This is a genomic window from Mesorhizobium sp. M1252 (genome assembly GCF_040318265.1).
Lineage (GTDB): Bacteria > Pseudomonadota > Alphaproteobacteria > Rhizobiales > Rhizobiaceae > Mesorhizobium.
This window is the reverse complement of the sequence record NZ_JAMYLX010000006.1, coordinates 89,249-114,869: the sequence shown is the minus strand read 5'-3', so window position 1 is coordinate 114,869 and position 25,621 is coordinate 89,249. Positions and strand designations below refer to the sequence as shown.

The 25,621-nt window shown below is 62.7% G+C and carries 30 protein-coding genes and 1 pseudogene; 14 read left to right on the top strand and 17 right to left on the bottom strand.

Annotated features, from left to right (window positions below; all coding sequences use genetic code 11):
• Positions 1-76 precede the first annotated feature (76 nt).
• The 3 genes from NKH22_RS14185 to NKH22_RS14175 form a co-directional block, all read right to left on the bottom strand.
• Positions 77-277, bottom strand: a complete 201-nt coding sequence (locus NKH22_RS14185; RefSeq protein WP_023684556.1) for a hypothetical protein — start codon at positions 275-277, stop codon at positions 77-79.
• A 289-nt stretch (positions 278-566) separates the two neighbouring features.
• A complete protein-coding gene (locus tag NKH22_RS14180; protein ID WP_023692792.1) occupies positions 567-1,376 on the bottom strand; it encodes a L,D-transpeptidase in 810 nt (269 codons plus the stop codon).
• 174 nt (positions 1,377-1,550) lie between these two features.
• The gene (locus NKH22_RS14175; protein WP_023702205.1) at positions 1,551-2,213 is read right to left on the bottom strand and encodes a haloacid dehalogenase type II; all 663 of its coding nucleotides are present in this window, start codon (positions 2,211-2,213) and stop codon (positions 1,551-1,553) included.
• A 167-nt stretch (positions 2,214-2,380) separates the two neighbouring features.
• On the opposite strand from NKH22_RS14175, the gene NKH22_RS14170 reads away from it, so the two are divergent.
• The 4 genes from NKH22_RS14170 (at position 2,381) to NKH22_RS14155 (ending at position 5,524) form a co-directional block, all read left to right on the top strand.
• Positions 2,381-3,259 (top strand): branched-chain amino acid aminotransferase, encoded by an 879-nt coding sequence (locus tag NKH22_RS14170; RefSeq protein ID WP_023747501.1) that lies wholly within the window; start codon positions 2,381-2,383, stop codon positions 3,257-3,259.
• 105 nt (positions 3,260-3,364) lie between these two features.
• Positions 3,365-3,967 carry a superoxide dismutase gene (locus tag NKH22_RS14165; protein WP_023673687.1) on the top strand — a complete coding sequence of 201 codons (603 nt, stop codon included), beginning with the start codon at positions 3,365-3,367 and terminating at the stop codon, positions 3,965-3,967.
• A gap of 159 nt (positions 3,968-4,126) precedes the next feature.
• Positions 4,127-4,564, top strand: a complete 438-nt coding sequence (locus NKH22_RS14160) for a c-type cytochrome (RefSeq protein ID WP_023684552.1) — start codon at positions 4,127-4,129, stop codon at positions 4,562-4,564.
• Positions 4,565-4,573: 9 nt separating this feature from the next.
• A complete protein-coding gene (locus NKH22_RS14155) occupies positions 4,574-5,524 on the top strand; it encodes a cytochrome c (RefSeq protein WP_023747500.1) in 951 nt (316 codons plus the stop codon).
• Between the two features lie 20 nt (positions 5,525-5,544).
• Here NKH22_RS14155 and NKH22_RS14150 read toward each other — a convergent pair whose 3' ends face one another.
• The 3 genes from NKH22_RS14150 to NKH22_RS14140 form a co-directional block, all read right to left on the bottom strand.
• A complete protein-coding gene (locus NKH22_RS14150; protein WP_023673684.1) occupies positions 5,545-5,934 on the bottom strand; it encodes an SET domain-containing protein in 390 nt (129 codons plus the stop codon).
• Positions 5,935-6,080: 146 nt separating this feature from the next.
• The gene (locus tag NKH22_RS14145) at positions 6,081-6,707 is read right to left on the bottom strand and encodes a LysE family translocator (RefSeq protein WP_023687228.1); all 627 of its coding nucleotides are present in this window, start codon (positions 6,705-6,707) and stop codon (positions 6,081-6,083) included.
• Positions 6,704-8,851 carry a S9 family peptidase gene (locus tag NKH22_RS14140; RefSeq protein ID WP_023673682.1) on the bottom strand — a complete coding sequence of 716 codons (2,148 nt, stop codon included), beginning with the start codon at positions 8,849-8,851 and terminating at the stop codon, positions 6,704-6,706. Before NKH22_RS14140 ends, NKH22_RS14145 begins: the two co-directional genes overlap by 4 nt.
• A gap of 114 nt (positions 8,852-8,965) precedes the next feature.
• Here NKH22_RS14140 and NKH22_RS14135 point away from each other — a divergent pair, with 114 nt between their 5' ends.
• Both NKH22_RS14135 and NKH22_RS14130 read left to right on the top strand, forming a co-directional pair.
• Positions 8,966-9,340 (top strand): SH3 domain-containing protein, encoded by a 375-nt coding sequence (locus NKH22_RS14135; RefSeq protein WP_023673681.1) that lies wholly within the window; start codon positions 8,966-8,968, stop codon positions 9,338-9,340.
• A gap of 412 nt (positions 9,341-9,752) precedes the next feature.
• Positions 9,753-10,178 carry a Ros/MucR family transcriptional regulator gene (locus NKH22_RS14130; protein WP_023673680.1) on the top strand — a complete coding sequence of 142 codons (426 nt, stop codon included), beginning with the start codon at positions 9,753-9,755 and terminating at the stop codon, positions 10,176-10,178.
• Positions 10,179-10,304: 126 nt separating this feature from the next.
• On the opposite strand, the gene NKH22_RS14125 is transcribed toward NKH22_RS14130, so the two are convergent.
• Together NKH22_RS14125 and NKH22_RS14120 are read right to left on the bottom strand one after the other, a co-directional pair.
• Complete coding sequence (locus NKH22_RS14125) at positions 10,305-10,733, bottom strand: SufE family protein (RefSeq protein WP_023684547.1); 429 nt, start codon at positions 10,731-10,733, stop codon at positions 10,305-10,307.
• A gap of 117 nt (positions 10,734-10,850) precedes the next feature.
• Positions 10,851-11,219 (bottom strand): DUF5330 domain-containing protein, encoded by a 369-nt coding sequence (locus NKH22_RS14120; RefSeq protein ID WP_023732038.1) that lies wholly within the window; start codon positions 11,217-11,219, stop codon positions 10,851-10,853.
• Between the two features lie 532 nt (positions 11,220-11,751).
• Between NKH22_RS14120 and NKH22_RS14115 the strand changes: the two genes are divergently transcribed.
• The 3 genes from NKH22_RS14115 to NKH22_RS14105 all read left to right on the top strand — a co-directional run bounded on the left by NKH22_RS14115 (position 11,752) and on the right by NKH22_RS14105 (position 14,681).
• Positions 11,752-13,497: a sensor histidine kinase gene (locus tag NKH22_RS14115; protein ID WP_023732037.1), complete on the top strand. Its 1,746-nt coding sequence runs from the start codon at positions 11,752-11,754 to the stop codon at positions 13,495-13,497.
• On the top strand, positions 13,472-14,260 hold the full coding sequence (locus tag NKH22_RS14110; RefSeq protein ID WP_023732036.1) for a peptidoglycan-binding domain-containing protein: 789 nt from the start codon (positions 13,472-13,474) through the stop codon (positions 14,258-14,260). The genes NKH22_RS14115 and NKH22_RS14110 overlap by 26 nt, the downstream gene beginning before the upstream one ends.
• Before the next feature lie 73 nt (positions 14,261-14,333).
• A complete protein-coding gene (locus NKH22_RS14105; protein ID WP_023698568.1) occupies positions 14,334-14,681 on the top strand; it encodes a DUF1491 family protein in 348 nt (115 codons plus the stop codon).
• Here NKH22_RS14105 and NKH22_RS14100 read toward each other — a convergent pair.
• The 4 genes from NKH22_RS14100 to NKH22_RS14085 form a co-directional block, all read right to left on the bottom strand.
• Positions 14,668-15,678 carry a DUF2336 domain-containing protein gene (locus tag NKH22_RS14100; RefSeq protein ID WP_023732035.1) on the bottom strand — a complete coding sequence of 337 codons (1,011 nt, stop codon included), beginning with the start codon at positions 15,676-15,678 and terminating at the stop codon, positions 14,668-14,670. The genes NKH22_RS14105 and NKH22_RS14100 overlap by 14 nt on opposite strands.
• Before the next feature lie 395 nt (positions 15,679-16,073).
• Positions 16,074-16,622, bottom strand: a complete 549-nt coding sequence (locus NKH22_RS14095) for a DUF1254 domain-containing protein (protein ID WP_023735535.1) — start codon at positions 16,620-16,622, stop codon at positions 16,074-16,076.
• A complete protein-coding gene (locus tag NKH22_RS14090) occupies positions 16,615-17,199 on the bottom strand; it encodes a DUF1214 domain-containing protein (protein ID WP_023670163.1) in 585 nt (194 codons plus the stop codon). The genes NKH22_RS14095 and NKH22_RS14090 overlap by 8 nt, the downstream gene beginning before the upstream one ends.
• A 73-nt stretch (positions 17,200-17,272) precedes the next feature.
• Complete coding sequence (locus tag NKH22_RS14085; RefSeq protein WP_023684539.1) at positions 17,273-19,432, bottom strand: transglycosylase domain-containing protein; 2,160 nt, start codon at positions 19,430-19,432, stop codon at positions 17,273-17,275.
• A 217-nt stretch (positions 19,433-19,649) separates the two neighbouring features.
• Here NKH22_RS14085 and NKH22_RS14080 point away from each other — a divergent pair.
• Positions 19,650-19,865: pseudogene (locus tag NKH22_RS14080) on the top strand (glycine cleavage T C-terminal barrel domain-containing protein); the annotation flags it as partial.
• Positions 19,847-21,400 carry a trimethylamine methyltransferase family protein gene (locus tag NKH22_RS14075; RefSeq protein ID WP_352909892.1) on the top strand — a complete coding sequence of 518 codons (1,554 nt, stop codon included), beginning with the start codon at positions 19,847-19,849 and terminating at the stop codon, positions 21,398-21,400. The pseudogene NKH22_RS14080 and the gene NKH22_RS14075, both read left to right, overlap by 19 nt.
• 12 nt (positions 21,401-21,412) lie before the next feature.
• Here the strand turns inward: NKH22_RS14075 and NKH22_RS14070 are convergent, their stop codons facing one another.
• The 3 genes from NKH22_RS14070 to NKH22_RS14060 form a co-directional block, all read right to left on the bottom strand.
• Positions 21,413-21,577 (bottom strand): hypothetical protein, encoded by a 165-nt coding sequence (locus NKH22_RS14070; RefSeq protein WP_023698576.1) that lies wholly within the window; start codon positions 21,575-21,577, stop codon positions 21,413-21,415.
• 135 nt (positions 21,578-21,712) lie between these two features.
• Positions 21,713-23,341, bottom strand: coding sequence for a chaperonin GroEL (groL, locus tag NKH22_RS14065; RefSeq protein ID WP_352909889.1), 1,629 nt, complete (start codon positions 23,339-23,341; stop codon positions 21,713-21,715).
• A gap of 64 nt (positions 23,342-23,405) precedes the next feature.
• A complete protein-coding gene (locus NKH22_RS14060; protein WP_023727642.1) occupies positions 23,406-23,768 on the bottom strand; it encodes a co-chaperone GroES in 363 nt (120 codons plus the stop codon).
• A 247-nt stretch (positions 23,769-24,015) separates the two neighbouring features.
• Between NKH22_RS14060 and NKH22_RS14055 the strand changes: the two genes are divergently transcribed.
• Together NKH22_RS14055 and NKH22_RS14050 are read left to right on the top strand one after the other, a co-directional pair.
• Complete coding sequence (locus tag NKH22_RS14055) at positions 24,016-24,279, top strand: hypothetical protein (protein ID WP_023670169.1); 264 nt, start codon at positions 24,016-24,018, stop codon at positions 24,277-24,279.
• Positions 24,276-24,542: a DUF1488 family protein gene (locus NKH22_RS14050; protein ID WP_023727641.1), complete on the top strand. Its 267-nt coding sequence runs from the start codon at positions 24,276-24,278 to the stop codon at positions 24,540-24,542. Before NKH22_RS14055 ends, NKH22_RS14050 begins: the two co-directional genes overlap by 4 nt.
• Positions 24,543-24,585: 43 nt before the next feature.
• On the opposite strand, the gene NKH22_RS14045 is transcribed toward NKH22_RS14050, so the two are convergent.
• A complete protein-coding gene (locus tag NKH22_RS14045; RefSeq protein WP_023684535.1) occupies positions 24,586-24,777 on the bottom strand; it encodes a hypothetical protein in 192 nt (63 codons plus the stop codon).
• Between the two features lie 7 nt (positions 24,778-24,784).
• A complete protein-coding gene (locus NKH22_RS14040) occupies positions 24,785-24,994 on the bottom strand; it encodes a hypothetical protein (RefSeq protein ID WP_023727640.1) in 210 nt (69 codons plus the stop codon).
• Between the two features lie 217 nt (positions 24,995-25,211).
• On the opposite strand from NKH22_RS14040, the gene NKH22_RS14035 reads away from it, so the two are divergent.
• A complete protein-coding gene (locus NKH22_RS14035; RefSeq protein WP_023670173.1) occupies positions 25,212-25,619 on the top strand; it encodes a DUF3168 domain-containing protein in 408 nt (135 codons plus the stop codon).
• The last annotated feature ends 2 nt before the right edge of the window (positions 25,620-25,621 follow it).

Here is a 25,621-nt window from a genome sequence, read left to right as displayed (position 1 = left end):
AAGAAAAAAGTTCGCGCGAGAAAAACATGGCCTGGCTTGGCCGGCGCTACCGAATTATCCAGCTCACGCAGGCCTGCTAAAGATCGCCTCGGCGTTTCTCGTACAGATCCCAGGACAGCTCGACCATGGCCAGAAGAACGTCTTCCTGGCTCCACCCGGCGGCAACCGCCGCCTCGACAATTCCGCGGACGAGCGGCAGCAATTGGCGCTCGCATTCGGCCGACAGGTTGGCCTCGGCGCCGTCGGCAGGCGGACTATCGAAATCAAATCCCACCATCGGCGTTCCCCCGCCATCAATGATCTAATGAAATGTATGTCTCTGCAATCATACTCCCGTCTAATATACATCAATCGGTAACGAAACACAGCAGCGTCGAGATTGACAGGGCATGGCCGCCCCGATTGCAGCGGCTCCGTGGTTTGTCTGGACGTCTTTTTTGGCCTCCTGTTGCCGGCATTGCATATCTTGGATGCGAACCCCAGGCATTCGCGTGAAGCTATCGGGATCCTGACGAGCTTTGCCGCATGGAGCGGAACCTGCCGCTTCATGGCATAGATGAAGTCGATCAGGTCACCGGGCCGAGCAGGACCGAGCCATCCGGCACCCCGCCATCGATCGGGATGGCTCTGCGGTTTGCGCTCGCCGCCATCGGCTGGCCGATGTCGGACGTCACGATGACCGGGCTCTTCGACGGCACGCGGTCGTAGAGGTCGATGATGTCCTGATTTATCAGGCGCACGCAGCCTGACGAGACGGATTTGCCGATCGAGTTCCATTCCGGCGAGCCATGCAGGCGGTAGAGCGTGTCGACGTTGTCGTGGAACAGGTAGAGCGCGCGGGCGCCGAGCGGGTTCTTGAGGCCGCCGGGCATGCCGCCGTTCTTGGCGCTGTATTCTTCCAGTTCAGGCTGGCGGGCGACCATCTCATCGGGCGGCGTCCATTTCGGCCATTTCTGCTTCCACTGGACGACGGCGTCTCCCGACCATTCGAAGCCGGCGCGACCGAGGCCGACGCCGTAACGGATCGCTTGGCCGCCTTCGCGCACCAGATAGAGGAAATGGTTGGTCGTATCGACGATGATGGTGCCTGGCCGCTGGCCGGTCGGATCGGGAACAATCTGGCGTAGGAACTGCGGGTCCATCTTCTTGATCGGGATCGCTGGGAGCTCGAACCCGCTGTCGGAAATCGGGCCGTACATCGTCGCATAGTCGCCGAGCGGCGGCTCGTCATAGGTCGGCGGTGGCGGTTCGACCGGCGCCGGTGCCGGTCCGGTGGTGGTGCAGGCGGAGACCGCAATCGAGGCGGCACCAAGGGCTGCGGCATTCAGAAAGCCGCGACGGCTCAGGCGATAGGGGTCGATTTCGGTCTTCAACATGGTTGCCTTTTTTAAGTCTCGAATCGCAAGAAAGCGTGAATGCCTTCAAGCGCGCAGTGGTCGGCCTCTCCCAATGCCTGACGCGATAGGCGGTTCCGATTCTGGCCTGAGGGTGGACAAACAAAGGCGAAGCTGTGACCGCTCTGCCACTGTTGCTCGAAGGCAACAGAGTGATCAGCCGCCGGTCAGCAGGCCGTCAAGCGACGGCAGGATCAGCGCCGGCGGGAAATCCCGGTATTCCTCGGGCTGGTTGGCGCGGTTGATCCACACGGTGCGAAAGCCGAATTTGGTGGCGCCGGCGATGTCCCAGCGGTTGGACGACTGGAACGAGACGGCGCCCGGATAGAGCCGCCAGCCCGTCGCCACCATGTCGTAGGTCGACGGGTCGGTCTTGAAGCGCCTGACGGCGTCGACCGAAAAGATATCGTCCAGCACCTGGTCGAGGGCGGCCGACTTGACCGCCGCTTCCAGCATCTCGGGCGAGCCGTTGGACAGGATTGCGAGCTTGGCGCCGGATGCTTTCAGCGCCTTGAGCACGGCCGGCACTTCCGGATAGCAGTCGAGCCGCCAATAGGCTTCGAGCAGCTTGGCCTTCAGTCCCTTGTCGGCGGAGGGAACCTTGAGCAGGGCGAAATCGAGCGCCTGTTCGGTGAGCTGCCAGAAATCGGCATAGCCGCCCATCAGCGTGCGCACCCAGGAATATTCCAGCTGCTTGGCGCGCCAGATTTCCGAAAGCAGCGGGCCGTCGGGGCCGATCTCGCCGTCATGACGGCGCACGGCTGCGTGCACGTCGAACAACGTGCCATAGGCGTCGAAAACGTAAGCCGCGTAATGCATGGCGACAGTTTTGAGGGCAGGCGGCGCAAGGTGCAAGCATCGATTGTAGTCTTGATCGCTTTGTTGGGCGCTCTGGCCTCAACAAAAACCGCTCCATGCCGGTTGACGGCGCCGGTCAAAGCATCTTCCAATGCTTGGCACAGGCAGCTTTGAAGCGGAACCGAACAATGACACTGGCGACTGCGGCGCTATCGGCGACATGGACCTTCGTCGACGGCGACTGGTACGAAGGCAACGTCGCCATTCTGGGTCCGCGCAGCCACGCCATGTGGCTCGGCACCAGCGTCTTCGACGGCGCCCGCTGGTTCGAAGGCGTCGCCCCCGATCTCGAACTGCATGCCGCCAGAGTGAACGCCTCGGCGATCGCGCTCGGCCTCGCGCCATCGATGAACGTCGACCAGATCGTCGGCCTGACCTGGGACGGGCTGAAGAAGTTCGACGGCAAGACAGCGGTCTACATCAGGCCGATGTACTGGGCCGAGCATGGCGGCTATATGGGCGTGCCGGCCGATCCGGCCTCGACCCGTTTCTGCCTCTGCCTTTACGAATCGCCGATGATCTCGCCGACCGGCTTTTCGATCACCGTGTCGCCGTTCCGGCGGCCGACCATCGAGACCATGCCGACCAATGCCAAGGCCGGCTGCCTCTATCCCAACAATGGCCGCGCCATTCTCGAAGCCAAGGGACGCGGCTTCGACAATGCGCTGGTGCTGGACATGCTGGGCAATGTCGCCGAGACCGGAACCTCGAACATCTTCCTGGTCAAGGACAGCCACGTGTTGACGCCGGCGCCCAACGGCACCTTCCTGTCCGGCATCACCCGCTCGCGCACCATGACGCTGCTTGGCGATTACGGCTTCAACACCACGGAGAAGATGCTGTCGGTGCGCGACTTTCTTGAAGCCGACGAGATATTTTCGACCGGAAATCATTCCAAGGTCGTGCCGATCACCCGCATCGAGGACCGCGATCTGCAGCCCGGGCCGGTGGCCAAGAAAGCGCGCGACCTTTATTGGGAATGGGCGCATTCGACTTCCGCCGGTTGAGCCGCTAAAAGGCAATTGGCGCTTCATTCCGGAGTTGTTCCAGATCAATGCAGCCCTATCTTAATCCGGTATCCGCACCGGATTTTTCCATGAGGAGTATGACCGATGGCTTTTGAATTGCCCGCCTTGCCCTACGACTACGAGGCCTTGCAGCCTTACATGTCGAAGGAGACGCTGGAGTATCACCACGACAAGCACCACAAGGCTTATGTCGACAACGGCAACAAGCTGGCCGCCGAAGCGGGCCTTGGCGATCTGTCGGTCGAAGAGGTGGTCAAACAGTCGTTCGGCAAGAATGCCGGCCTCTTCAACAACGCAGCCCAGCACTACAACCACATCCATTTCTGGAAGTGGATGAAGAAGGGCGGCGGCGGCAACAAGCTTCCGGGCGCCCTGCAGAAGGCTTTCGACGCCGACCTCGGCGGCTACGACAAGTTCAAGGCCGACTTCATCGCCGCCGGCACCACGCAGTTCGGTTCGGGCTGGGCCTGGGTCTCGGTCAAGGACGGCAAGCTGGCGATCTCCAAGACGCCGAACGGCGAGAACCCGCTCGTCCATGGCGCATCGCCGATCCTCGGCGTCGATGTCTGGGAACATTCCTATTACATCGACTACCGCAACGCGCGGCCGAAATATCTCGAGGCCTTCGTCGACAGCCTCATCAACTGGGACCATGTCCTTGAAATGTACGAAGAGGCGAAAGCCTGATCGACCCAGAGAAGCCCCGGTACTCCGGGGCTTTTCTTTCTCAGCTGAAGCAGCAGGCACACAAAATTCGGCAGAATCTGGCCGGCGGACAGGGAATAATCCCGGCCCGCCCTCCGTTAACGTTAGGTCGCGACCCCTCATCATCCTGGAGCCAATTGAATGAGAAAGCTTGTTATCGCCATCTCTATGCTCAGCCTCGCCGCCTCGGCGGCTTTTGCCGACCCGATCCTCGACCGACAGGGACTGATGAAGGAACGAGGCAAGATCGTCGGCGGCCTGTCAAAAATCGCCAAGGGCGAGGCAGACTTCGATGCCGCCGCCGTGCTGACGGCGCTGCAGGCGCTGCAAGTCAATGCCGAGAAGTTCGATGTCGACACGCTGTTCCCGGCCGGCAGCGACAGCGGTGATACCACCGCCTCGCCCAAAATCTGGAAAGACATGGCGGGCTTCAAATCGACCGAAGACAAGTACCTCGCCGACGTCAAGGCCGCAGTCGCCGCCGCACCCGCCGATGTCGATGCGCTGAAGGCGCAGATCGATACGCTCGGCAGTGATTGCGGCACCTGCCACAAGACCTATCGGGTGAAGAAGAGCTGATCCCGGGCAATGCCCTTGTGGAAAAAATTTGTCGGCGCCGCCCTTGTCCTGGGCGTCGTCGGTGCCGGCGCCGGCTGGCTGTTGTCGGCGCCGGTCAAGCTCGACACTGACACCCTGGCGCAGCTCGGCCCCGGCGACGCCGCCAGGGGCAAGCGCATTTTCAATGCCGGCGGCTGCACCTCCTGTCACGCCAAGCCGGGCTCGCAAGGCGACGGCCGTTTGCAACTGGTCGGCGGCCTCGAGCTCAAGACGCCGTTCGGCACCTTCGTGCCGCCCAACATCTCACAGGATCCCAAGGACGGCATCGGCGCCTGGACGGTCGAGGACCTTGCCAACGCCATGCTGAAGGGCGTGTCGCCGTCGGGCGAGCATTTCTATCCGGCCTTTCCCTACGCGTCCTACGCCCGGATGAAGCCGGCTGATATTGCCGATCTCTATGCGTTCCTGAAGACGCTGCCGGCGGTCGCCGGCAAGGCGCCCGACAATTCCCTGACTTTCCCCTTCAACATCCGCCGCGGCCTCGGCCTGTGGAAGCGGCTCCATCTCAGCAAAGAGCCGGTGATTGCCTTTGCCGATGGCACGCCTGATCTGGTACTCGCCGGCCGCTATCTGGTCGAGGGGCCCGGCCATTGCGGCGAATGCCACACGCCGCGCGACATCACCGGCGGCACCAGGAGGAGCCAGTGGCTGGCTGGCGCGGCGGCCGCCGAAGGCAGCGGCATCGTGCCGAACATCACATCGGGCGAAGGCGGGCTCGGTGACTGGTCGGAAGCCGACATCGCCAACTATCTCGAAACCGGTTTTACCCCTGATTTCGATTCGGTCGGCGGCGCCATGGTCGACGTGCAGCGCAACATGGCCGAACTGCCGCCGGAAGATCGCGCGGCAATAGCCGCCTATCTCAAGGCGGTGCCGCCGCATCCCAACGGCTACCCGGTGCGCAGCAAGCCGGCCAAGTGATCCCGGCCACAGGTGGCGATCTACAGGTGGCGATCGCCGAGGAAGTCGAAGCCCGTCTCGAAGAAATGGCTGTAATTGCAGGTCAGTTCCTCGCCGGGTGCGATGTCGCGCAAGGCATAGGTTTCCTCGGGCGAGGAGACGTCGCAATTCGGTTCGTCGTCATGGTTCATGTAGCGGGCGTCGTCGGCTTCGAAGACGATGTAGTTCGGATCCCGGCGGTCTGGATAGGAATAACGGTCGAGATAGTTCTTCACCGGGCCGCTCTCGCCTTCATAGGTCTCGACGTCGATGATCCGGTCGAATCTGGGGTCGAGCTTCCAGACCAGCGTGCCCTTGGCAATGTGGTTCCTGGCGAAAACCCCGATGCCCTGGATCGGTGATTTCTCGAGATAGGTGTCGACGAGCAACATAGTGGCCCCTTTGCGTATGTCATGGTCTGGAAGGTGGCGCGCATTGGGTAGCGCGCAGCCATTGCAAATGCGAGTGAAAATGAGCAGCCTGGAATTCAAAAAGTGACGATCGGCGCGCCTCGACGGGCGCGCCTTTCGCATCGACATCAGCGCTGCTGCAAGGCCAGACGGACGCCTAACGCGCAGTAGATGCCGCCAACCACCTTGCCTTGCCATTTCACCACCGACGGATTGCGGCGCAGGAACGTGCCGAGCCGGCCCGCACTCACGGCAAAGACGACTGTGCTGAAAAGGCCGAGCAGAACAAAGATTATGCCCAGCGTCATCAGCTGGAGCATCACCGATCCGTTTTCAGGCCGCACGAACTGGGGCAGGAAGGCAAGGAAGAAAAGCGCCGTCTTTGGATTAAGCACTTCGGTCAGGACAGCTTGACGAAACGCCTTGCTGGCGGAGATCGCGAGTGCACCGGCAGTAGGATCGGCCGGTATTTTCTCGATGATTGCGCGAATGCCGAGGTAAACGAGATACGCCGCGCCGATGTATTTTACGACGCTGAACAGCGTTGCCGAAGTGGCGATGATCGCCGAAATGCCGACCATCGCCATGATGGTATGGAACACATCGCCAGCCGCGACGCCCGCGCCCGTCGCGACGCCAACCCTGGTTCCGGAACTCGTCGCTCGCGCGACCGTCAAAAGCGTGGCTGGGCCTGGAATAAACACAAAGCCAAGCACAACCGCTATGTAAGCCGTCAAGGTGGATAGATCGATCATTGCGACGCCTCCGTTGCATTCTCAGCCTTGCCCGTAACCTCGGGTTCGGGCTTGGCCGTAACCTTGAGCGCGAAGGAGTAGGTATAGGCGATCTCCTCCAGCCTTGAAAAGCGGCCGGAGGCGCCGGCATGGCCGGAATCCATGTTGATCTTGAACAGCACCGGATTGTCGCCGCTCTTGCGCTCGCGCAGCCGCGCCACCCATTTGGCCGGCTCCCAATAGGTGACGCGCGGATCGGTGAGGCCGGCCAGCGCCAGGATCGGCGGATAGTCGTGATCGGCGACATTGTCATAGGGTGAGTAGGCGGCGATCGTTTGGTAATCTTCCGCCGACGCGATCGGGTTGCCCCATTCCGGCCACTCCGGCGGCGTCAGCGGCAAACTTGCGTCGAGCATGGTGGTCAGCACGTCGACGAAGGGAACCTCGGCAACGATGGCGCCGAAATTTTGCGGCGCCATGTTGGCGATCGCACCCATCAACATGCCGCCGGCCGAGCCGCCTTGCGCGACGATGCGGTCGTGTTGGGTGTAACGCTCGGCGACGAGATGCTGCGCGACGGCGATGAAATCGGTGAACGTGTTCATCTTGTGCGCCCGCTTGCCGTCGTCATACCAGCCATAGCCCTTGTCCTTGCCGCCGCGGACATGGGCGATGGCAAAGACAAAGCCACGGTCGACCAGCGAGAACCAGTTGGTGTTGAACGCCGCCGGAATGGCAATGCCGTAAGAGCCGTAGCCGTAAAGCAGGCACGGTGCGGAGCCATCGAGCGGCGTGTCGCGGTGGTGCAGCAGCGAGACCGGCACCAGTTCGCCATCGGCGGCCGGCGCCATCAGCCGGCGCGTGACATAATGATCCGGATTGTGACCGGACGGCACTTCCTGGGTCTTCAGCAGCACACGCTCGCGGCTGCGCATATTGTAGTCGAAGACCTGCGCCGGGGTCGTCATCGACGAATAGGTGAAGCGCATGATCTCGGTGTCGTATTCATAGGACCCCGACAGGCCGAGCGAGAACGCCTCTTCGTCGAACGAGATCAGATGCTCCTCGCCGCTGCGGCGATCGCGAACGACGATGCGCGGCAGCCCTTCCTTGCGCTCGAGCCTGACCATATGATCCCTGAAGCCGACCACCGACAGGATCAGCCGGCCTGGCTCGTGCGCCACCAGCTCTTCCCAATTGGCGCGAACCGGGTCATTAGCCGGCGCCGTCATGATCTTGAAGTCCTTGGCGCCGTCGGCATTGGTGAGGATAAAGAAGATGTCGCCGCCTTCTTCCAGATCATATTGCAGGCCAGTCTCGCGCTTTGCCACCAGCTTTGGCTCGGCGAAAGGCTCATCGGCGCGCATCAGGTGATATTCCGAGGTTTCGTGATCGTTGATCCCGATCATGATCCATTCGTTGGAGCGCGTGCCGCCGACATCCATGAAGAAGCCGGGATCGGTTTCCTCATAAATCAGCCGGTCATTAAGGGGGCTGCCGCCGAGCGCGTGGAACAGCACCTTGGACGGGCGATGATTGTCGTCGAGCCTTGTGTAGAAGAAGCCGTCATCGGCGGCATTCCAGACGCCGCCACCACTGGTGGCCTCGATCTGGTCGCTCAGTTCCTTGCCGCTGGTGAGATCGCGCACGCGAAGTGTGAAGAATTCAGAGCCCTTGTCGTCGAACGCCCACAACAGCTTGCGGTGATCGGCCGAATGGTCGACGCCGCCGAGGCGGAAATAGGGCTTGCCCTCGGCTTCCGCGTCGCCATCGAGCAGGATCTGCTCATCGCCGCCATCGCGCGGCATGCGGAAATAGCGGGGCTGTTCGCCGCCAAGCTTGAAGGATGAGCCGTAAGCATAGGGGCCATCCTTCATCGGCACCGTCGAATCATCTTCCTTGATGCGCCCCTTCATCTCGCCGAACAGCTGCTTCCGAAGCTCTAGCGTATCGGCCATAAGCACTGCTTGATAGGCGTTTTCGGCTTCGAGATGGGCGCGGATGCGGCCCTCAAGCAGGGAAGGGTCCCTGAACATCGCCTGCCAGTTCTCGGCCCTCAGCCAGGCATAGTCATCTGTGCGGGTAATGCCGTGATGCGTGTCGAAGACGGGGTGTTTCTCGGGGCTCGGCGGGCTGGCGGTCGGAAAAGCTGAGGTCTTGGTCATTGCGTCTCACTGAAGAAATTACTTGAATGGCAAATGAACACGCCGATCAGCGCGGGTTCAAGGGCCGGGATGTATTGGTTGCGGCGGGCTCGGGAGATGAGCCAAAAGGAGAGGATGATGAATTTCCATATCAACACCGCTGCGGCTCTCGCCGTCGTCGCTTCGACCGTTCTGGCTTTCACCGGCCAGTCTCATGCAACCGCGTTCGCCGCTTGGCAAGTGGCTGGCGTGCCGTTCGGCGACACGCTCAACGTTCGCAAATATCCGTCCGGCACCTCGCGGAAGCAGGCCGCCTATCCTAACGGGACGATCCTGCAGATGACCGGCAAGTGCACCGGCGGCTTGAATCTTCTGGAGATCGCCGGCCAGCCGCACTGGAAACAGAAACAGGCAATTCGCTATCAATGGTGTCAAGTTTGGCACGACCCGGCGCAAAATGGTGGTTTTGTTAGTGGCTGGGTCTATGGAAAATACCTCACGCCGTATTGAATCCGGTCAGACCGAAGATCTTCTTCGGCGTGTTTCGCCAACGCTTTGCAACTTACAGTTTGGTACGAATCCGACAATCAGCCGCCCAAACCTCGAAGCATAGACCAAGCATCGCTGCCCACTTTATGAGTCCTTGCTGATTTAGCGGTGGTGTGACCTTACGTCATGCTAGTCCTGGTCCGACCAGAAAATATCGCGAAGTTACAGAGTGCACGAAAGATTGAAGCTGAAGAGCGACTATTCGATGAATATCGTTGAATATAGCGCAAGATGCGAATTGACTTACTTTGTCTGTGGGCTCATTAAGATGCCCGGACGCGAATCCATGAAGCTCTTCCCGCGTGAAATTCGCGCCATGCCCGATCTTCCAAAAAGGGCGCAAACAGAAACATCCTTCGTTGGGGCCTAAACCATGGATATCGTCGAAACACCTTCCAGAAATAGCGATGCGCTGATCGAGCTGACCGCCGATGTGGTGGCAGCCTATGTCAGCAACAATCCCGTGCCGGTCGGCGAATTGCCGAACCTTATCGCTGATGTCCATGCCGCTCTCGGGCGCGTGGGCGGAGCAAGCGAACAGCCTCCGGCCGACAAGCAGAAGCCTGCGGTAAACCCGAAGCGCTCTGTTCATGACGATTACATCGTCTGCCTTGAAGATGGCAAGAAGTTCAAGTCGCTGAAGCGCCACCTGATGACCCATTACGGTCTGACGCCCGATGAATACCGCGAGAAGTGGAATCTCGACGCCAGCTATCCGATGGTTGCCCCCAACTATGCCGCTGCCCGTTCGCAGCTGGCCAAGAAGATGGGCCTCGGCCGCAAACGCAAGGGGCGGTAACACCGGCTCCAATGGACAAGATCAACGGCGCCCCTTACGGCGCCGTTTTGTTTCTAGAACAATTCCAGGAAAACTGCCGAGCGCTTTCTCTTGGGAATTGCGTCGAAAGAAGAGAAGATAGAGCAATCAAGCAGTCTGCTTGAGAGCCATCTCGGCGTCGCGCTTGATGCGCTTGACCATTGAGCGCAGGCCATTGGCCCGCTGCGGCGACAGATGTTCGTCGAGGCCAAGCGACCTCAGCGTCGCCTCGGCGTCCGTTTCAAGGATCTGGCTGGCAGTCCGTCCCGAAAACAGCGCCAGCATGATGGCGACCAGACCGCGTACGATATGAGCGTCTGAATCGCCTGTGAAGGTGATGACCGGATCGGCGCCCGGCGCTCGGCTCGTGGTCAGCCAGACCTGGCTGACGCAGCCCGGCACCTTGTTGGCGGCGTTGCGTTCGGCGTCGGGAAATGGCGGCAGCGCTTCGCCGAGCTCGATCACATAGCGATAGCGGTCTTCCCACTCGTCGAGCAGGGAGAAGTCGTCGCGGATCGTCTGGATCGTCGTGGCCATTGCTCGGGATATAGTCATCCGCGGCTGCGGCGTCACGGAAAAAGAAGAAAAGCACCGCAGGCATCGAGAGGTCCGACCGGCCTGCGGTGTCGCTGTAGATACCAGCTGAAACGGTGTTTAGTTCTTCGCCACCAGCTTGGCAGGTATGTTGACTGTCGCCGGCAGCACGATGTCCTCGGCGACGCTGCCGGTGGCCAGCGATGTATCGGGCGAGGTCTCGGCGCTCTTGTCGTCCAGCATGGCGGCGGCGATCTTGGCGGTTTCCTTGGCCCGGGCGCTGATCGTATGCATCGCCGACTTGCCGGTTTCGCAGACGTCCGGCTTACGCTCGCAAATGCCGGCGATGTCGCCGACCGCTTCGCGCGCCGCAAAAAGCGCCTGGAACGGCCCGACGCTCTCGCGGCCATCCTCGTCGGGGCCGACGGTCAGCGGCAGCGCCAGCAACACCAGCGAAAACCAGAACGCCATTCTTATCAAAAAGCCCATCGATCTGCCCTCTCGTCCAATGACCGGATCATGCGTCCATGCGCAATGACCTCTTTATATCAGCGACAATGGCACATGAGGCGCAAAGGACGGCTTTCTTGCTCAGTGAAAATTTTCCTCAAATTTTAGGCAAATTCGAAGCGAGGCGTTTTGCAGTGCATTAGCCTCAAATGCCGCCAATTTTCTTAACCTTGCAGTAACCATCTAAGCGATTGTTGCGCATGGATATCTTCAGAAGAGCAGGCATGCCGGCTCAGGGTTTCGCAGCCACGGGCACGCCCTTTGCACATAACGCTCCGTTTACTATGGCTACAAATGGCGGTGCATTCCGGTGCCGGCGCTCCAATTTTTGCCGCAGCGCGCTCGTTGTTCCGGTCAGCCTTATTCATTCCTTAAACGCTGGATGCGAGTTTCAAACAAGCAAAAGCGACCTGCAACGCAGGGGCAGTCACGACCGGGTGCGAGTGCGTTGAGTTTGACAACTGCCAGATATATTGAACTGCCTGGCGCGCTGGCGGCCGGTTGCGAACGCATGGTCCATCCGGCCATCATCGGCCAGGGCGATCGCCTGCGCCAGCGCCGGTTCATCGGCATCATGCTTGCCGCTCCGTTCTTCGCCGCCGGTGCGGCGGTGACACTGGTCACCTCGGGCATGGGCGCCGCCGTCACCGTCGCAACCATTTTCGCCGCCTTCGGTCTTTGCTGGTTCGCCGCCTTGCTGGTGGCGGCGTCGGGCAAGATGACGCTGGCAGCCCAGGTTGCCCTTGCCGCCGGCGGTCTTGCGCTTGCCGGCGCCGTCGCGGCAGCAGGCGGCCTGGCGTCGCCGGTTGCGCTGCTGGCCCTGGCACTGCCATTCGAGGCCTGGTGGATCGGCGGTTCAAAGCGCGCGGCACTTTGGGGCGGCCTCTCGGCCTTGGCCGCAATGCTGCTGCAGCCCTTTGTCGCCTCTGTCGTCCCGCTCGGCGGGGCGCAAGTCGCGGCGTGGCACTGGCTGCTGCCGCTCGCCTGGGGCCTGACGCTGGTTCCCCGGCTCGCAGCCCTAGGCGATGCCGCACGCGCGCAGCCCGCGCTGCTTCCAAACGACCGCCTTGAAGACATGATCGACGCCGTTGTCCTGCATGTCGCCCGGCATGGCGAGGTCCTGGATGCCTCAGCCAAGGCGCGCACCATCCTGAAGCTGCCGCCGGAACTGCTTTTCGGCGCCGGGCTGTTCGACCGCATCCACCTGTCCGATCGCGTCGCTTATCTCAGCGCGCTTGCCGACATGCGCGATGGCGCCCTGGCGCGCCGGCTCGATCTTCGGGTAAGGCTGCCGCAGGACGGCAGCGCCTCGACGGCCGACAATTACCGGCCATTTCAGCTCGAACTGATGCGTGCCGAAGAGCAGCAGGAGACCTTCACTCTGCTGCTGCGCGAGAACGACGAGACTGCCGAATTGCGCGACGAGCTTGCTGCCGCCAATGAGGCCGCAGCGTCGGCCGAGGTGGCAAAGGGCCGCTTCCTGGCGGTCGTCAGCCATGAGCTTCGGACGCCGCTCAACGCCATCATCGGTTTTTCCGACATGCTGCTGCATGAGATGTTCGGCGGCTTCAAGGACCCGCGCCAGAAGGAGTATGTCGGCCTGGTGAAGGAGTCGGGCCAGCATCTGCTTGCCGTCGTCACCTCCATCCTTGATGTCTCGAGGATCGAGGCCGGCGCCTACGCGACCGAGCCCGAACCGTTCCGATTCATCGAAGCGGTCGAGATGTGCCAGTCGATGATGCAGCTGCAGGCGAATGCCAAGAACATCGGTCTCCAGGCGCAGATTGCGCCGGACGCCGGGGAGATCAATGCCGACCGTCGTGCCGTGCAGCAGATCCTGATCAACCTCGTCTCCAATGCGGTCAAGTTCACGCCCGATGGCGGCAATGTCGTCGTCGGCGCCAAGCGGATCGGCTCGCGGCTGCATTTCTGGGTCAGGGACACCGGCATCGGCATCGCCGAGGAAGATTTTGTCAATCTCGGCAAGCCGTTCATGCAGATCCAGAACGACTATACGCGCCGCTTCGAGGGCACCGGGCTCGGCCTGTCGCTGGTCAAGGGCCTGGTGGCGCTGCACGACGGCACGATGTCGATCGAAAGCATGCCGGGCGAGGGGACGACGGTCACGATCAGCCTGCCGGTGAACGGGCCGAAGAGGAGCGCGACCGAGAGGAACGGCGTGCTGCCGATGCCCGCGACCAGGACGAAAGGCGACGCGAAAGGGGACAGGAATGGCTCGCTCCGCAAAACAGCCTAAGGCGGTCAAGCGCCGCAGCGGCGCGTTCGAGGCCGGCGCGATTGCGCTGGGCGGCGCGATCTCGCGCAATCCGGTCCTGGTCGGCGGCTCGACCGCCTTCCTGGTGACGCTGTTCTACGTTTCCGCCAACGCGCTGTGGTACCAGCCGTTTCCGCATGCCGGCGCCTTCTTCGCCACCCGCAGCATCGAGGGTTTTCCGCACCCCGGCGCGGACGAACCCGAAACCACCATCAACATCCTGCGGCCCGGCCCGGCTCCGGTCAAAAGCGATCCGACCGTCGAGCAGGTCCAGGGCATCCTGAAGGATCTCGATTTCTACACGGGAACGGTCGACGGCATTTCCGGGCCGAATACCCAAAAGGCGATCCAGGCATACCAGCAGAAAGTTGGCCTGCCGGCCTCCGGTGAGATCGACGCCGTCCTGCTCGACCAGCTCGGCGCCAAGCAGACAACGGCTGGCATCCCGCATCCTGTGCCGAGGCCCGTGGATATGGCCGCCGCTCGAGTTGCCGCGCCCGAGGCCGCGCCTGCGCCCATCCCGGTTTCCGCGCCGGTATCCGCCCAGGCGCCCGATGCCCGCATCGTCAAGATCCAGGCCGGCCTGAAGGCATTCGGCAATGACGACATGCAGCTCGACGGCGTCGTCGGCGCCCGCACCAAGGCGGCGATCAAGGAATTCCAGTCGCTGTTCGGCCTGCCGGAAACGGGCGAGCCCGACGAGGTCGTCTACGTCAAGATGCGCGACATCGGCCTGACCAATTGAGTGGTCAAGACGACCGCTCGCGGATAGACGAAAATCCGGCTAAGACGCCGCGCATGTCCTCCGGAGCCTCGTCATGCGCGTAACCACCGAGTTTTGGGTGTCGGCCCTGCTGCGCCGTGTTTTCGGCGCCGGCGGCTTTGCGGCCGTCGTCAAGCGCGGCGCGACCGAGGCCGGCGCTGTCTTCGTGCTCTCCCGCGGCAGGCTGGGCGACGTCTCCCTGTTCGGCCCGGCGCCGCAGACGAGCTACGATTCGGACAAACCGGATGATCGCTTTTTCACGCTGCTCGGCGCCGGCGACGATGCCGCCGCGCTTGACGCCAGGCTTGAGCGGGAGAAAAAATTCGATCCCGACATCTGGGTGGTCGAGATCGAGGCCGGAACGGTTTCCGTCGAGGAGCTTCTCTCCGTCAAGACGCCTTGAGGCTGGCCCCTAAGCTGGCTTTGTCGACGTCCGGCGCTTGGTCGCCATTCGCGGCGACAGGGGTGTTGCCGCGCACCGCTCGCGACAATGTTTCGGCCTTCCAGCCGCGCACCTTGTCGAGCGCCGCCTCGTGGTGCAGCAGCCGGTAGCGGTCGAGGAAGATGCGGATCGCCTGCGGGTGCGGAAACTCCCGGGGGTAAACCGCGACCACGATCAGGAATGCCCTGTCCTCACTGAGGTCGAGCGCCCGCAGCGCGGCGAGCAGCGAGACATAGCTCGAATGCTCGGTCAGCGACCGCGCCGTCGAGAAGTCGATATCGAGCGCGTCGGCAAGCGCGGTCTGGAAGAAGGCGGCGTTGCCGGTCAGCGCCGTCTCGCGCAGTTTGCTGTAAGTTGCTGAGCCGACGAAGGGAGTGACCGATGTCGCCTCGCCCTCGGCGAGCATCATCGAGCGCAGGCGGCGCCTGGCGGTTTCGGCGGCGCTGCCGGGCAGTTTTGGTGCGCTGGGAGCGGCGGCAGCGGCTTCGGCGCCGTCGCCCGCCACGTCGGCGATCGGCTCGGGCTGCCGCACGCGCACCAGAGTCGGCTTTTCCAGCGCCTTGATCAACTGCGCGATGGTCGGGTTCAAATCCTTGCGGCGGGCAATGGCGCGCGCATGCGGCAGGCCGTGGCGGCCGATCAACGCGATCAGGTCGATGTCGCCCAGCGCCCGCGAACGGACCAGCAAGGGCGCGCAGACATCGACCGGCTCCTCGCAAAGCCGCCGCACCAGGGCGGCCGGCGCATATTCGCATTCGGACAGGGCGGCGGCGACATAGCGGCGCGATTCGACCGGCACGCTGTCGAACAGCGGCAGCGTCAGATCCTCGAGCTGGGCGATCTCGCGGCGCGACGGGCGGGTCAGCGAGCAGAACGCCGACACGGCGGCGCGAAACAGCCTTTCGGCTTTTCCCGATTCCGTCCGTATGGCGATTTGCCTGAAATCCGAAGCTGACACGGAAGATACGCCCGACACTCGACACAACCCGGACCTGCTCAACCGCAACTGTGTCGGTTTCGCGTGAGGCCTGGAACAAACATCAAATTAGCCGCGATCCGTTAGCGCTCCGTTAACCCTCTGCCGGCCTTAATCACATTTGGAGGCGTTGCGTTGTGCTCCGGGGCAACCGAGAGGAATACGCGAACCATGGGCATGGTACTGTCTTTCGTGCCGCGATCGGCACCAGTCAATCGAGCAGTTCAGGACACCGGTACGCCGGCGGCGGTGATCATTTTTCCCGGCGTCCGCTACGAGCATCCGCCATTGGCGGGCCAGGCGCGACCGGCGGACAAGCCGGGCACACCACGGACGCCTGTTCCGCACCACTGAGTTTGCTGGTCGTCGGGCTGAGGTCAGTAGTCCTGCAGTTCGCAGGAGCTCTGGTCCAGGAACTGCGACACAACCGGCTTCCAGCTGTCGTCAGGCACGAAGGCGCGGATGACGAAGATGCCTTCCTCGATCGGCGCCTCGACGAAGATCGCCCCTTGCAGGTCTTCGGGAAGCTCCCTGCGCACGTCGATCATCTGTGCCGGCGTCAGCACCACGGTGTCCAGCTTGTTGCCGGTCGCCGTGCGGTCGTTGAATGAATAGAAATTGTGGCCGTTGCGGTCATAGACCGACACCGACCAGAACGGCACGCTGCCCGGCGCCTTGATCCGCACCACGCCTTCGGCAAGGTCGAAGCGGCAGGCGGCGGCGTAAAACAGCGGATCTACCGACTTCACCACCGGCGCGCCGCCCGCCTCGGCATCCAGCCTGGTCATCTTGTAGAGGTCGGACGCCATCGCCAGCCGTGACCAGGCATCGCGCTCGGTAAATTCCGGCACCAGCAAAAGCACCACGATGTGGACGATGCCGGCGCCGAGCAGGCCGAGCAGGATGGCGTGCAGCAACCTACGCATTGCAGCCAGCCTTGACGATCCGGGGCAGCGACACGTCGGAAAGGCCGGTGCTTGAGGCAATCGGCGTGTCGTAGAAGGTGAGCACGAAGTACATCCGGCCAAAACCTTCGGTCAGAAGCCAGTTGCCGGGGGCCGGACGGTTGCCGACGGCGATGATCACCGAATTGTCGGGCTGACGCAGCACCTGGTAGGATTGCAGCGCCGCCAGCCTCGGCTTGCCGGTGTCGACCACGCCGAGCGATTGATCCGCGGCATAGAGCGTCCAGAACCGGGCGGTCGGGAAACTGCCTTCGATCCTGTAGTCGCATTGCCGCTGAAGCTCATCGCCGGCCGCATCGCGTTCGGCGATGAAGGACAAGCCTTCCGCCTTGCCGAGCGCCAGCACGCCCTCGCGCGCCACGCGCGCCTTCGAATAGGGGTCGGCATCTTGCGTGCCGATCTCGGGGAAGGCGGTCCATTGGCCGATGCTGATCGCGCCGACGCCGCTCTGCGCCTGCAGCGCATACCAGACGCTGCCGCCGCCGAGGCCGATGGCTATGGCAAGCGAAAGCAGCGTGAAAAAGGCGGTCTTGAGCATGAAGAACCGGGACGAGAGAATTATCGTTCGGGGATATAGCGGGGCAGGCCACAGAGCAAGCAGCGCTGTGGAATCAAAGCGCCGACAGGGTCTCCGGTGTCTGCGGCGAGCCGAGCACGGGCGCGGCCTGGAACACCTTGGTCATCTCGCGCAGCGTCTGTGTCGTGCGGCTGGACAGCACCGCCGGGCGCTCGGCCGCGGCATCGGCGGCTGCCTGATCGGCGTTTTTCTTCTCCGCTTCCTCGGCTTTGGCCGCGATCTCTTCGTCGACGAAGGGCTTGTCGAGGCCGGGGATCGGCTTCAGGTCGATATTCTGGTGCGCGTAGACCATCAGCCGCTGCCACACCATCGCCGGCAGCGTGCCTCCGGTCATGTTGCGGGTCGGGGTGAAGTCGTCATTGCCGAGCCAGACGGCAGCGGTGTAATTGCCGGTGAAGCCGACGAACCAGGCGTCGCGGTAGGATTGCGTCGTCCCCGTCTTGCCGGCGACGACGATGTTGGGCAGCTGCGCGCGCCGCGCGGTGCCGATCGCCGGCACCGCAGCCAGCATGGTGTTCATGTATTTCAGAGCCTGTTCCGACAGAACCCGATGCGGCGCCGGCGCATCCTTGGCAAAGTCGTAGACGACATCGCCGGTGCGGGTGACGAGCTGGGTGATGCCGTGCCGCGAGCCGGCGAAGCCGTTCTGCGCGAACACACTGTAGCCCGTCGCCTGGTCCATGACCGTCATGCCCGATGTGCCGAGCACCATGGTCTTGTGCGACTCCAGCGGCGATTCCACGCCGAATGATTCGGCCATCGCCTTGATCGGGCCGATGCCGAGATAGTCCTTGGCCAGCCGTACCGGCACGGTGTTGATCGATTTGGCGATCGCCGTGATCAGCGTCACATTGCCGGCCGAGCCGCCATTGTAATTGTGCGGTGACCAGCCGCCCCAGCTGATCGGCCCGCCTGAGACGACGGAGTCCGGGGTGAACCCGTGCTCCATGGCGGTGGCGTAGACGTAAGGTTTGAACGAGGAGCCGGTCTGGCGCAGCGCCTTGGTGGCGCGGTTGAACTGGCTTGCGCCATAGTCGCGGCCGCCGACAATGGCCCGCACCGCGCCATTGGTCTCGATCACCACAACGGCGCCCTCGGTGACGTTGTATTCCTTGCCGAACTGGCGGAGATGGAATTCGACGGATTCCTCCGCCGCTTTCTGGATGTTGGCGTCGAAAGTGGTGTGGGCGACCAGCGAATGCTGGCCGGGCTTGGCGATCTTCTTGACCTCATCGAAGGCCCAGTCGAGGTAATAGTCCGGGCTCTTCTGCTCGCCGCGGTCGACGATCTCGGCCGGATGCAGCCTTGCCTGCAGCACCTGGCCTTCGGTCATGAAACCGGAATCGACGAGGTTCGACAGCACCACATTGGCGCGAGCACGGGCGGCGGGCAGGTTGATGTGCGGGGCGTATTTGGTCGGCGCCTTGAACAGGCCGGCCAGCATCGCCGCCTCGGCGAGGTTCAGATCCTTGACGCTCTTGCCGAAATAGAAATCCGCCGCCGCCTCGATGCCGAACGTGCCGCCGCCCATATAGGCGCGGTCGAGATAGAGCTGCAGGATCTCCTTCTTCGACAGATTGGCCTCCAGCCACAGCGACAGGAAGGCTTCCTTGATCTTGCGCTGGAAGGTACGCTCATTCGACAGGAACAGGTTCTTGGCCAGCTGCTGGGTGATGCTGGAGCCGCCCTGGACGACGGAATTGGCCCGCACATTCTCGAAGATGGCGCGCGACAGGCCGAGCACGTCGATGCCGTAGTGCTCGAAGAAGCGCCGGTCCTCGGTCGCCAGCACCGCTTTGATGACATGGTCCGGCATCTCGTCGACAGGCACGGAATCGCGCTGGATGATGCCGCGCTGGCCAATCTCGTTGCCGTAGCGGTCGAGGAAGGTGACGGCGAAATCGCCCTGACTGCGCCAGTCGCCGGTGGTGATCTGGAAGGCCGGCATCGCGAGTGCGAGCAGCACGACGACGCCGCCGGCGCCCATCGTAAAACCTTCGCTCAGCACCTCGATGATGCCGCGTCGCCAGCCGGTGACTCGGAAGCGCCGCGAAAAAATGGTTGCCGATTCCCAGAACTGGCCGGCCTTGAAGCCGATTTCGTAGAGCGAGGAATCGATCCACGCGTCCACCGCCAGCAATGCGGCGGCGATCGGACCTCTTCGTCTTGGACGTCGTTCTAAAGGACTGGCCATTCCCGAAACTCACCCAACCCACCTGAGAACCGCAAGCGGGCAATTTCAGGGCGGGCATACCCGGCCAAGACTATTCATCCATTTCAGCCCGGCTCACAAGGGCAGCCAGGCCACACCGCACGGTTTGTTGAGCGCCGCCCGGATCGTGACGCTGGAGGTCGACGCCGTCGATGCCGACGCCAGTGGCTTCGAGCCAGTCTAGCACAAGGGCCGGCGCGTCGGCTTCGTCGCCTCAGCCGGCTATGGCTACACAATAGGCAAAAGCGTCGCGCTGACGTTGCTGGGCGACGAATTCGCCGGGGAGGGGACCGCGCTTTCGGTGCACATTGTCGGCGTCGAGCGGCCGGCGCGAATTATTCCGGCCTCGCCATACGACCCCGAGGGCAGGCGATGCGGCAATGAGGAGTTTTGGCCATGGTCGATGACATTATAAGGGAGACCAGGCGCGAGCGCCGGCGCGGGCACACCGGTGAGGCCGGCAGCGGGTCAAGCCGCCACCCGAACTATCGCTCGCTCAAGAACCCGTTCCTGCCGCAGCCGGTGTTTTCGGACGACCAGGTCGCGGCCATCCACGACACGGCGTTGCGCGTGCTGGAAGAGCTCGGCATCAAGGTGCTGCTGCCGGAGGCACGGGCGATCTACGCCAAAGCCGGTGCGCTGGTCGACGAGGACAGCCAGATGGTGCGCATCGGCCGCGATATTGTCACTGCGGCACTGGCCTCGGCGCCGAAATCCATCCGGGCGCTGGCGGGCAACCGTAGCCGCGATCTCATGCTGGAGCTCGGCTCGATGACGTTCCTGGCCGGAGCCGGGGCGCCCAACGTCACCGATCTCGAACGCGGACGGCGTCCGGGCACGCTCGCCGCTTTCGAAGAACTGACCAAGCTTGTTCAGAATTTCGACGTGCTGCATATGCTCGGCCCCTGGATCGAGCCGCAGGATGTCGACAACCATTTGCGCCACTATGCCGTCAACCGTGCGCAGCTGACCCTGTCGGACAAGTTCCCCTTCGTCTTCGCCCGCGGCACGCCGCAGGTAGAGGATGGGTTCGAGATGATCAGGCTGGCGCGCGGGCTCTCGCAGGACGAGTTCCTGGCCGGCGTCCATTGCTACACCGTGATCAACACCAATTCGCCGCGCCAGCTCGATATCCCGATGGCGCAAGGCATCATCGACTTCGCCAAGGCCGGCCAGGTGTCCATCATCACGCCCTTCTGCCTGGCCGGCGCCATGGCGCCGATCACCGTCGCCGGCGCATTGACGCTGCAGCATGCCGAGGCGCTGGCTGGTCTCGCGCTGGCGCAGATGGTGCGGCCGGGCGCACCGGTGGTTTACGGATCCTTCTCCTCCAATGTGGACATGAAGTCCGGCGCACCGGCCTTCGGCACGCCCGAGCACGTCAAGGCGACGCTGGGCGCCGGCCAGCTGGCGCGCTTCACCGGCCTGCCTTGGCGGTCCGGCGGCGGCAGTGCGGCCAACATTTCCGATGTGCAGGCGGCGCACGAGACGCAGTTCGCGCTGTGGGGCTCGGTGCTTGCCGGCGCCACCGTCTGCATCCATGCCGCGGGCTGGCTGGAGGGTGGCCTCAGCGTCTCCTACGAGAAGCTGATCACCGATATCGAGGCATTGCAGACGGTTGCCGAACTCTGCGCTAGGACCCCCGGCGACGAGGATTCTATCGGCTTCGAGGCGATCGCCGAAGTCCAGCCGGGCGGGCATTTCTTCTCCGCCGGCCACACCATGACGCGCTACCGCACCGCCTTCTACGAGCCGCTGGTCGCCGACTGGTCGAATTTCGGCAGCTGGACGCAGTCCGGTTCGAAGTCGGCCACCGAGCGCGCCACCGGCATCTGGAAGCGGACGCTGGCCGAGTTCCAGCCGCCGGCGTCGGCCGTTGCCACATCCGATGTGCTCGACGAGTTCATTGCCCGCCGCACCGAAGAGGGCGGAGCGTTGCCGATGTCGTGAGGTTGGCAGCCGTCACATCGGCCGCTTGTCGCCGGTCTTCGACGGCTCGCGGCCAATCGGCCCGGCATCGGCCTGCGTGTGCTTGTCGGCGGCAATCCGGCGGATGCGATCGAAGCGGCTCTCCTCCGCCGGCTTGGTCGCGGATACAGCGTTTGGCTTCGGGGCGAATGTGATCATCTGTCGATCTCCCTGTCGTTGATGACTGGTCTTGACTGACTGACGGAAATTCCTGGCTCGCCGGGGAAATGTCCCCGGCAGCCTGTTCTGATTTATGCCCGCCCAGATTCCCAGCGGGCAATTTTCGGGCGATGGTCAGTAGCCGCCCATGCCGCCACCGCCGCCCGCAGGCGCCGCATCCTTGGCCGGAACGTCGGTGATCATCGCTTCGGCGGTGATCAGAAGGGCGGCGATCGAGCCGGCGTCCTGCAACGCGGTGCGCACCACTTTCGCCGGGTCGACGATGCCGGCCTTGATCATGTCGACATAGACCTCGTTCTGGGCGTCAAAGCCCTGATTCTGGTCCTTGCTGTCGGACAGCTTGCCGACGACGATCGAGCCTTCGACGCCGGAATTCTCGGCGATCTGGCGGATCGGCGCTTCCAGCGCCCTGAGCACGATCGAAATGCCGGCGGTCACATCGTCATTGGCGCCGGTCAGGCCGGCCAGAGCCGATCTTGCGCGCAGAAGCGCCACGCCACCGCCGGGCACGATGCCTTCTTCCACCGCCGCGCGCGTCGCATTCAGCGCGTCGTCGATGCGGTCCTTCTTTTCCTTCACTTCAGACTCGGTGACGCCGCCGACGCGGATCACGGCGACGCCGCCGGCGAGCTTGGCCAGCCGCTCCTGCAGCTTCTCCTTGTCGTAGTCGGACGTGGTCTCCTCGATCTGGCCCTTGATCTGCGCGATGCGCGCCTGGATGGTCGCCTTGGTGCCGGCGCCGTCGATGATCGTGGTGGTGTCCTTCTCGATCAGTACGCGCTTGGCGCGGCCAAGCATCTCGATGGTGACGTTTTCGAGCTTGATGCCGAGATCGTCGGAAATCATCTGGCCCGATGTCAGCACGGCGATGTCTTCCAGCATCGCCTTGCGGCGATCGCCGAAGCCCGGCGCCTTGACGGCCGCGACCTTGAGGCCGCCGCGCAGCTTGTTGACGACCAGCGTCGCCAGTGCTTCGCCTTCGACGTCTTCCGAGATGATCAGCAACGGCCTGCCGCTCTGCACCACTGCTTCGAGGATCGGCAGCATCGCCTGCAGATTGCCGAGCTTCTTCTCGTGGATGAGCACGTAAGGCTCTTCCAGTTCGACGCGCATCTTGTCGGCATTGGTGACGAAATAGGGTGAGAGATAGCCGCGGTCGAACTGCATGCCTTCGACGACGTCGAGTTCGGTGTCGGCGGTCTTGGCCTCCTCGACGGTGATGACGCCGTCATTGCCGACCTTGTCCATCGCCTTGGCGATCATGGCGCCGACGCTGGCATCGCCATTGGCGGCGATGGTGCCGACCTGCGCGATCTCGGCCGACGACTTGACCTTCTTGGCCTTCGCCTTGATGTCCTTGACCACGGCGGCGACAGCCTGGTCGATGCCACGCTTGAGGTCCATCGGGTTCATGCCCGCGGCAACCAGCTTGGCGCCTTCGCGCAGGATCGATGCGGCCAGCACCGTGGCGGTGGTGGTGCCGTCACCGGCGAGGTCGTTGGTCTTCGAAGCCACTTCGCGCACCATCTGCGCGCCCATGTTCTCGAACTTGTCAGCAAGCTCGATTTCCTTGGCCACCGTCACACCGTCCTTGGTGATGCGCGGCGCGCCATAGGCCTTGTCGATGATGACGTTGCGGCCCTTGGGGCCGAGCGTGACCTTCACCGCATTGGTGAGGATCTCGACGCCGCGCAGCATGCGGTCGCGCGCGTCGGTGGCGAATTTGATTTCCTTGGCAGACATTTTTTTCAATCCCGTTGGTGTGGTGAAGCAAGCGGCTCGCCGGAGCCTGGCAAAGCCAGGCCGGTCAGGCAGCCTTCTTGGCTTTGACGCTCTTCTCGGTGACGACCGTCCCGCTCTTGCCGATAGCGGCCGTCTCGCTCTTGCCGATGACGCCCATAATGTCGGCTTCCTTCATGATCAGCAGGTCCTCGCCGTCGATCTTGACCTCGGTGCCCGACCATTTGCCGAACAGGATGAAGTCGCCGGCCTTGACGTCGAGCGGAACAAGCGCGCCGTTTTCGTCGCGTGCGCCCGGCCCAACGGCGATGACTTCGCCTTCCTGCGGCTTTTCCTTGGCATTGTCGGGAATGATGATGCCGCCCTTGGATTTGACATCGCCTTCGGCGCGCCGGATGACGACGCGGTCGTGGAGTGGCCGAAACTTCATGAGAACTTCTTTCTGGGGCCGGCATAGGCGACCGCGCCGTTCTTATAGGCGTGTTGGCACTCGATAGATAGGAGTGCCAAAAATTATTCGTGGCCAAAATTAAATATTAAAAAGTATTATGATGTCTGCAGGGTTCGAAACGTCGCGAGGCGCCTAGATATTTCAAAAAATTGAATTTCGAGGCAAAAGTGGCTATTTATATCGTAAGTTCGATTTCACAATTTCAGGCACGAAGGAGATTTAGGCGATGGCCGAAGGCAATCAGAGCATCATGGAAAAAGCTGAAGCCCGCTTCATGGACAAGCAGAAGAAGACGGCCGAGCGCAACAAGGCAACCTCCGACTACATGTCCGAAGCGAGGGCCAGGGAGATCAAGACAGCAAGGCTCAGGGAATTGCGCCTGGCCAAGGAAGAGGCCGACCGCGTCGCGGAAGCCTTGAACCCGACACCGAAGAAGAAGCGGGCGACAGTCAAGAAAGCCGCCGCCGCGCCGAAGGGGGGCACGTCATGAGCCTGACATTCCCCAATCCAAGTCGCTTCTATGACGAGGCCGGCAAGCGCATCCGCTTTGTCGGCCACGACGGCATGTTCCAGATTTCCTTCTCTGTCGCAGCCGATGCCCTCTCGAAGGCGCCATCAGGGACGGCGACCGCGGAAGCCACCTATCTGGCGGCTTTCGACACCGCGTCCAGCTCCATCCATGACGTTGCCAGCAAGGCCTACGCCCGCACCCGCAAGAGCATATATGTGCTCACAGCCGCGGATTTCGGTTAGCGCGCGTTCGTCTTGCAATCAGAGCGGCTGAGATCAGCGTGCGTCAGGACTTGCGGTCGGCTTTTGCCCGCCGCTTGACGTCCCGGCTGTTCAGGCGGTCGGCCATCGCTTCCGCATCGCGCAAATTCATGGCCACCATCACCTGTTGCTTAAGCTCGACAGGCTGGCCGGTGAAGATGTCGAAGATAGTCCAGCTCTCGGGCTCGTCCATGCGCAACGCGTAGCGGTTTGTCATATCGGCATCAGGCCTTTGACATGAAAAATGCCGCCGCCAGGATCAGGATTGTCCAGGCCACCACCGACAGCTTCAAGGCCAGGCCGCCATGCATTGAAAGTATCTCGCGCATGCGCAGGGCCACGGTCCTCTTCGACAGGGCGGGTGCTGCCGCAATCGCGACCGGGGGCTTGACGCCGAGCTTTCCAAAAGCCGGCAGCAGCGGTGGCGTTCGCATGAAATGACCTCGAATTGCCGGAGAAAACAGGGCTCCTCATAACACCCTTCTTGAAACTCCCCGCATGCCAAATAGAACCCGGTCCGTGAAAGGGCCATGCCGCCCGATTCGCCGCCTTCCATCAGGCGGATCGTCATCTGGCGAAATCCGTGCAACGCGGTTAGGTTGCGCGCGAAACTGAGGTTGTTCAAAGCGTGACAGGCGAACGGAGACGACGATGACGGCGCCCGGCGATTTGCTGCAAGCCTTGTTCATGAGATTGAAGAGCGATGCCTCGCTGACGGCGCTGCTCGGCGGCGCCGGGTTGCGCGAGCAGGCGGCCGACAGTGCCGCCTTCCCTTATGTGACCTATGGCAGGACCAGCGCATTCGATCTGGACACCGGCGCCGACAATGATGACGACCAGCTCATCACGCTGCATGTCTGGTCGAAGGCGCAAGGCGAGGCCGAGACGCGTCTGATCATGGACAGCATCCGGGCGCGCCTTGACGGCGCCGCTTTCGCCACCGGCTCGCGCGACCAGACCCGCCTGTCCTTGGAGTTCGCCGAGGCCCGCTACGACGAGGACCTGGCGCTCTACCACGGGGTGCTGCGGATACGCGCCCTCACCGAGCAAAGTGATTGAAG

Excerpts from the sequence above, each read along its gene's own strand:
- NKH22_RS14185 (WP_023684556.1), bottom strand. The coding sequence starts at position 277 with ATGGTGGGATTTGATTTCGATAGTCCGCCTGCCGACGGCGCCGAGGCC.
- NKH22_RS14180 (WP_023692792.1), bottom strand. The coding sequence starts at position 1,376 with ATGTTGAAGACCGAAATCGACCCCTATCGCCTGAGCCGTCGCGGCTTT.
- NKH22_RS14175 (WP_023702205.1), bottom strand. The coding sequence starts at position 2,213 with ATGCATTACGCGGCTTACGTTTTCGACGCCTATGGCACGTTGTTCGAC.
- NKH22_RS14170 (WP_023747501.1), top strand. The coding sequence starts at position 2,381 with ATGACACTGGCGACTGCGGCGCTATCGGCGACATGGACCTTCGTCGAC.
- NKH22_RS14165 (WP_023673687.1), top strand. The coding sequence starts at position 3,365 with ATGGCTTTTGAATTGCCCGCCTTGCCCTACGACTACGAGGCCTTGCAG.
- NKH22_RS14160 (WP_023684552.1), top strand. The coding sequence starts at position 4,127 with ATGAGAAAGCTTGTTATCGCCATCTCTATGCTCAGCCTCGCCGCCTCG.
- NKH22_RS14155 (WP_023747500.1), top strand. The coding sequence starts at position 4,574 with ATGCCCTTGTGGAAAAAATTTGTCGGCGCCGCCCTTGTCCTGGGCGTC.
- NKH22_RS14150 (WP_023673684.1), bottom strand. The coding sequence starts at position 5,934 with ATGTTGCTCGTCGACACCTATCTCGAGAAATCACCGATCCAGGGCATC.
- NKH22_RS14145 (WP_023687228.1), bottom strand. The coding sequence starts at position 6,707 with ATGATCGATCTATCCACCTTGACGGCTTACATAGCGGTTGTGCTTGGC.
- NKH22_RS14140 (WP_023673682.1), bottom strand. The coding sequence starts at position 8,851 with ATGACCAAGACCTCAGCTTTTCCGACCGCCAGCCCGCCGAGCCCCGAG.
- NKH22_RS14135 (WP_023673681.1), top strand. The coding sequence starts at position 8,966 with ATGATGAATTTCCATATCAACACCGCTGCGGCTCTCGCCGTCGTCGCT.
- NKH22_RS14130 (WP_023673680.1), top strand. The coding sequence starts at position 9,753 with ATGGATATCGTCGAAACACCTTCCAGAAATAGCGATGCGCTGATCGAG.
- NKH22_RS14125 (WP_023684547.1), bottom strand. The coding sequence starts at position 10,733 with ATGGCCACGACGATCCAGACGATCCGCGACGACTTCTCCCTGCTCGAC.
- NKH22_RS14120 (WP_023732038.1), bottom strand. The coding sequence starts at position 11,219 with ATGGGCTTTTTGATAAGAATGGCGTTCTGGTTTTCGCTGGTGTTGCTG.
- NKH22_RS14115 (WP_023732037.1), top strand. The coding sequence starts at position 11,752 with ATGGTCCATCCGGCCATCATCGGCCAGGGCGATCGCCTGCGCCAGCGC.
- NKH22_RS14110 (WP_023732036.1), top strand. The coding sequence starts at position 13,472 with ATGGCTCGCTCCGCAAAACAGCCTAAGGCGGTCAAGCGCCGCAGCGGC.
- NKH22_RS14105 (WP_023698568.1), top strand. The coding sequence starts at position 14,334 with ATGCGCGTAACCACCGAGTTTTGGGTGTCGGCCCTGCTGCGCCGTGTT.
- NKH22_RS14095 (WP_023735535.1), bottom strand. The coding sequence starts at position 16,622 with ATGCGTAGGTTGCTGCACGCCATCCTGCTCGGCCTGCTCGGCGCCGGC.
- NKH22_RS14090 (WP_023670163.1), bottom strand. The coding sequence starts at position 17,199 with ATGCTCAAGACCGCCTTTTTCACGCTGCTTTCGCTTGCCATAGCCATC.
- NKH22_RS14085 (WP_023684539.1), bottom strand. The coding sequence starts at position 19,432 with ATGGCCAGTCCTTTAGAACGACGTCCAAGACGAAGAGGTCCGATCGCC.
- NKH22_RS14075 (WP_352909892.1), top strand. The coding sequence starts at position 19,847 with ATGGTCGATGACATTATAAGGGAGACCAGGCGCGAGCGCCGGCGCGGG.
- NKH22_RS14070 (WP_023698576.1), bottom strand. The coding sequence starts at position 21,577 with ATGATCACATTCGCCCCGAAGCCAAACGCTGTATCCGCGACCAAGCCG.
- groL (WP_352909889.1), bottom strand. The coding sequence starts at position 23,341 with ATGTCTGCCAAGGAAATCAAATTCGCCACCGACGCGCGCGACCGCATG.
- NKH22_RS14060 (WP_023727642.1), bottom strand. The coding sequence starts at position 23,768 with ATGAAGTTTCGGCCACTCCACGACCGCGTCGTCATCCGGCGCGCCGAA.
- NKH22_RS14055 (WP_023670169.1), top strand. The coding sequence starts at position 24,016 with ATGGCCGAAGGCAATCAGAGCATCATGGAAAAAGCTGAAGCCCGCTTC.
- NKH22_RS14050 (WP_023727641.1), top strand. The coding sequence starts at position 24,276 with ATGAGCCTGACATTCCCCAATCCAAGTCGCTTCTATGACGAGGCCGGC.
- NKH22_RS14045 (WP_023684535.1), bottom strand. The coding sequence starts at position 24,777 with ATGACAAACCGCTACGCGTTGCGCATGGACGAGCCCGAGAGCTGGACT.
- NKH22_RS14040 (WP_023727640.1), bottom strand. The coding sequence starts at position 24,994 with ATGCGAACGCCACCGCTGCTGCCGGCTTTTGGAAAGCTCGGCGTCAAG.
- NKH22_RS14035 (WP_023670173.1), top strand. The coding sequence starts at position 25,212 with ATGACGGCGCCCGGCGATTTGCTGCAAGCCTTGTTCATGAGATTGAAG.